The sequence below is a fragment of the Pseudarthrobacter kochi genome (assembly GCF_055412805.1).
In genome coordinates, this window is the sequence record NZ_JBVAYV010000084.1 from 1 (window position 1) to 5,629 (window position 5,629).

3 rRNA genes are annotated in these 5,629 nt (G+C 55.6%); all 3 read right to left on the reverse strand.

Features of this window, described 5'->3' with window-relative positions:
* Positions 1–29: 29 nt before the first annotated feature.
* Positions 30–146: ribosomal RNA gene (rrf, locus tag ACZY0Y_RS19465) — 5S ribosomal RNA — on the reverse strand.
* Positions 147–335: 189 nt separating this feature from the next.
* A 23S ribosomal RNA gene (locus ACZY0Y_RS19470) occupies positions 336–3,470 on the reverse strand.
* Positions 3,471–4,003: 533 nt separating this feature from the next.
* Positions 4,004–5,527: ribosomal RNA gene (locus tag ACZY0Y_RS19475) — 16S ribosomal RNA — on the reverse strand.
* Together the 16S, 23S and 5S rRNA genes form the textbook arrangement of a ribosomal RNA operon.
* Between the last annotated feature and the right edge of the window lie 102 nt (positions 5,528–5,629).

Sequence of the window (5,629 nt, forward strand, 5' to 3'; positions counted from 1 at the left end):
TGTTGGGGGTCCTCGACCGTTTAATGATGTTCCGGCGGTGACCTACTCTCCCACACCCTCCCGGGTGCAGTACCATCGGCGCTGTGGGTCTTAGCTTCCGGGTTCGGAATGGGACCGGGCGTTTCCCCCACGCTATGACCGCCGTAACCCTTGCTCCCGGGCCCCCTGCGGGGGTGGGAAATCTGGTGTTACAACTGTGGTGTTATTCAGTTGGTTTGGTTCCTTGAACAACGGGTTTGTTGTTTGGGAACCACATAGTGGACGCAAGCAGTCTTGTTTCTTTGTACTCTCTTCATGGTGTGAACGTCTTTTGAATCCGTTCACGAAGAGAGTGTGTGGTGTAAGTTATCGGCCTATTAGTACCGGTCAGCTTCACGAGTCGTTAGTCCTCGCTTCCACATCCGGCCTATCAACCCAGTGGTCTGGCTGGGGGCCTCTCACACACAAGGTGTATGGAAATCTCATCTCGAAGCGAGCTTCCCGCTTAGATGCTTTCAGCGGTTATCCCATCCGAACGTAGCTAATCAGCGGTGCACTTGGCAGTACAACTGACACACCAGAGGTTCGTCCGTCCCGGTCCTCTCGTACTAAGGACAGCCCTTCTCAAATTTCCTGCGCGCGCAGCGGATAGGGACCGAACTGTCTCACGACGTTCTAAACCCAGCTCGCGTACCGCTTTAATGGGCGAACAGCCCAACCCTTGGGACCTACTCCAGCCCCAGGATGCGACGAGCCGACATCGAGGTGCCAAACCATGCCGTCGATATGGACTCTTGGGCAAGATCAGCCTGTTATCCCCGAGGTACCTTTTATCCGTTGAGCGACGGCCATTCCACAATGTACCGCCGGATCACTAGTCCCGACTTTCGTCCCTGCTCGAGATGTCTCTCTCACAGTCAAGCTCCCTTGTGCACTTACACTCGACACCTGATTGCCAACCAGGCTGAGGGAACCTTTGGGCGCCTCCGTTACTTTTTAGGAGGCAACCGCCCCAGTTAAACTACCCATCAGGCACTGTCCCTGACCCGGATTACGGGCCGAAGTTAGATGTCCAAAGTGACCAGAGTGGTATTTCAACGATGACTCCACCCGAACTGGCGTCCGGGCTTCAACGTCTCCCACCTATCCTACACAAGCCACTCCGAACACCAATACCAAACTATAGTAAAGGTCTCGGGGTCTTTCCGTCCTGCTGCGCGTAACGAGCATCTTTACTCGTACTGCAATTTCGCCGAGTTTATGGTTGAGACAGCGGGGAAGTCGTTACTCCATTCGTGCAGGTCGGAACTTACCCGACAAGGAATTTCGCTACCTTAGGATGGTTATAGTTACCACCGCCGTTTACTGGGGCTTGAATTCTCAGCTTCGCCTTGCGGCTAACCGGTCCTCTTAACCTTCCAGCACCGGGCAGGAGTCAGTCCGTATACATCGTCTTGCGACTTCGCACGGACCTGTGTTTTTAGTAAACAGTCGCTTCCCCCTGGTCTCTGCGGCCCCTGCACGCTCCGGACAGCTAGTGTCCATCACGATGGGGGCCCCCCTTCTCCCGAAGTTACGGGGGCATTTTGCCGAGTTCCTTAACCATAATTCTCTCGATCGCCTTAGTATTCTCTACCTGATCACCTGTGTCGGTTTGGGGTACGGGCGGCTAAAACCTCGCGTCGATGCTTTTCTAGGCAGCATAGGATCACCGAATCCCCCCTTACGGGAGTCCCATCGGATCTCAGGCATCATGAACGGCGGATTTGCCTACCGTTCGCCCTACATCCTTAGACCGGGACAACCATCGCCCGGCTCGGCTACCTTCCTGCGTCACACCTGTTAATACGCTTGCCTCCCAGGATCAGGTCCCGCGCTCCACCAAAACCCTCACACCACAAGGGCGATCGGGCAGGTTTCGGGCGGTTAGTATCCCCTGTTCAGCATGGGCGGTTTTTCGCCGGTACGGGAATATCAACCCGTTGTCCATCGACTACGCCTGTCGGCCTCGCCTTAGGTCCCGACTTACCCAGGGCAGATTAGCTTGACCCTGGAACCCTTGATCATTCGGCGGACGGGTTTCTCACCCGTCTTTCGCTACTCATGCCTGCATTCTCACTCGTGTAGGCTCCACCGCTGGTTTACACCGCGACTTCACTGCCCACACGACGCTCCCCTACCACTCCAGACGCCTGAACCAACCCACAAGGGGCGGCTTAGCTAATATCTGAAATCCACAACTTCGGCGGTGTACTTGAGCCCCGCTACATTGTCGGCGCGGAATCACTTGACCAGTGAGCTATTACGCACTCTTTTAAGGATGGCTGCTTCTAAGCCAACCTCCTGGTTGTCTTCGCAACTCCACATCCTTTCCCACTTAGCACACGCTTAGGGGCCTTAGTTGGTGGTCTGGGCTGTTTCCCTCTCGACTATGAAGCTTATCCCCCACAGTCTCACTGCTGCGCTCTCACTTACCGGCATTCGGAGTTTGGCTGACGTCAGTAACCTTGTAGGGCCCATTAGCCATCCAGTAGCTCTACCTCCGGTAAGAAACACGCAACGCTGCACCTAAATGCATTTCGGGGAGAACCAGCTATCACGAAGTTTGATTGGCCTTTCACCCCTACCCACAGCTCATCCCCTCCATTTTCAACTGAAGTGGGTTCGGTCCTCCACGACGTCTTACCGTCGCTTCAACCTGGCCATGGGTAGATCACTTCGCTTCGGGTCTAGATCACGCCACTGCAACGCCCTATTCAGACTCGCTTTCGCTACGGCTTCCCCACACGGGTTAACCTCGCGACGTAACACTAACTCGCAGGCTCATTCTTCAAAAGGCACGCCGTCACCAGAATCAGACTGGCTCCGACGGATTGTAAGCACACGGTTTCAGGTACTGTTTCACTCCCCTCCCGGGGTACTTTTCACCTTTCCCTCACGGTACTGGTCCGCTATCGGTCATTAGGGAGTATTTAGGCTTATCAGGTGGTCCTGACAGATTCGCACGGGATTTCTCGGGCCCCGTGCTACTTGGGATACTCCCCGGGCGGTACACAACATTTCGGTTACGGGGCTCACACCCTCTCTGGCCGGCCTTTCAAGACCGTTCACCTATGCCTGCACTACACACCCCACTGTCCCGGCAGAGACAGAATGGGAAGTCCCACAACCCCGACCATGCAACGCCCGCCGGCTATCACACATGGAACGGTTTAGCCTGATCCGCGTTCGCTCGCCACTACTGACGGAATCACTATTGTTTTCTCTTCCTGCGGGTACTGAGATGTTTCACTTCCCCGCGTTCCCTCCACGCACCCTATGTGTTCAGATGCGGGTCACCAGGCAGCTCGCGCCCCTGGCGGGGTTTCCCCATTCGGACACCCTGGGATCACAGTCCGGTTATCGACTCCCCCAGGCTTATCGCAGATTCCTACGTCCTTCTTCGGCTCCTAATGCCAAGGCATCCACCGTGTGCTCTTAAAAACTTGACCACAAAAGATCAAAAAAACTAATTTTCGAGAGAACCACGAAAACCACACCGCCACCCAAGCCACACCCCAAAGGGCACAACCAACGCAACGGCACAGATCCAGGTTCATATTCTTGGAAATTGCTTCTTATAAAAGATGCTCGCGTCCACTATGTAGTTCTCAAACAACAACCCCATACCACACACCCCACACACACGTGCGCGCTCGGTGCAGCCAGGAAACCAGAAACACAAGTCCCACACCCCACCACCAAAGACTCCCCCGTAAGGGAATCCGGCCAATGAGCCATGGTCCTGTTGCCTCAGGACCCAACAGTGTGCCAAACACTACCCAGCGAAACATTCCAGCCGCGTTCCAGGACCCGCCCGAAGGAAGATCCGTACTTGCTGCCGGCACGTGCCGCCAGGCACCTATTTGTTGATATTCCACCCGTGAGCACCCGCCGCAGAACTAGCGTCTGCGCAACGGGCGTACTCCTGACAACCCCTGAACACTCACATACATGAGGCAAGGTAGTTGTAGGTGCTCCTTAGAAAGGAGGTGATCCAGCCGCACCTTCCGGTACGGCTACCTTGTTACGACTTAGTCCCAATCGCCAGTCCCACCTTCGACAGCTCCCTCCCACAAGGGGTTAGGCCACCGGCTTCGGGTGTTACCAACTTTCGTGACTTGACGGGCGGTGTGTACAAGGCCCGGGAACGTATTCACCGCAGCGTTGCTGATCTGCGATTACTAGCGACTCCGACTTCATGGGGTCGAGTTGCAGACCCCAATCCGAACTGAGACCGGCTTTTTGGGATTAGCTCCACCTCACAGTATCGCAACCCTTTGTACCGGCCATTGTAGCATGCGTGAAGCCCAAGACATAAGGGGCATGATGATTTGACGTCGTCCCCACCTTCCTCCGAGTTGACCCCGGCAGTCTCCTATGAGTCCCCGCCATAACGCGCTGGCAACATAGAACGAGGGTTGCGCTCGTTGCGGGACTTAACCCAACATCTCACGACACGAGCTGACGACAACCATGCACCACCTGTAAACCGACCGCAAGCGGGGCACCTGTTTCCAGGTATTTCCGGTTCATGTCAAGCCTTGGTAAGGTTCTTCGCGTTGCATCGAATTAATCCGCATGCTCCGCCGCTTGTGCGGGCCCCCGTCAATTCCTTTGAGTTTTAGCCTTGCGGCCGTACTCCCCAGGCGGGGCACTTAATGCGTTAGCTACGGCGCGGAAAACGTGGAATGTCCCCCACACCTAGTGCCCAACGTTTACGGCATGGACTACCAGGGTATCTAATCCTGTTCGCTCCCCATGCTTTCGCTCCTCAGCGTCAGTTAATGCCCAGAGACCTGCCTTCGCCATCGGTGTTCCTCCTGATATCTGCGCATTTCACCGCTACACCAGGAATTCCAGTCTCCCCTACATCACTCTAGTCTGCCCGTACCCACCGCAGATCCGGAGTTGAGCCCCGGACTTTCACGGCAGACGCGACAAACCGCCTACGAGCTCTTTACGCCCAATAATTCCGGATAACGCTTGCGCCCTACGTATTACCGCGGCTGCTGGCACGTAGTTAGCCGGCGCTTCTTCTGCAGGTACCGTCACTTTCGCTTCTTCCCTACTGAAAGAGGTTTACAACCCGAAGGCCGTCATCCCTCACGCGGCGTCGCTGCATCAGGCTTTCGCCCATTGTGCAATATTCCCCACTGCTGCCTCCCGTAGGAGTCTGGGCCGTGTCTCAGTCCCAGTGTGGCCGGTCACCCTCTCAGGCCGGCTACCCGTCGTCGCCTTGGTGAGCCATTACCTCACCAACAAGCTGATAGGCCGCGAGTCCATCCAAAACCACAATAAAGCTTTCCACCCCCCACCATGCGATGAGGAGTCATATCCGGTATTAGACCCAGTTTCCCAGGCTTATCCCAGAGTTAAGGGCAGGTTACTCACGTGTTACTCACCCGTTCGCCACTAATCCCCCCACAAGTGAGGTTCATCGTTCGACTTGCATGTGTTAAGCACGCCGCCAGCGTTCATCCTGAGCCAGGATCAAACTCTCCGTTGAAGTAAAACAGACACAACCAACACCCCCGGGAAAACGGGACGTATTGACTGCACAAAATTTGAAACCAGCTGTAAAAACCAGACCACACCACGGGGTGGCGGA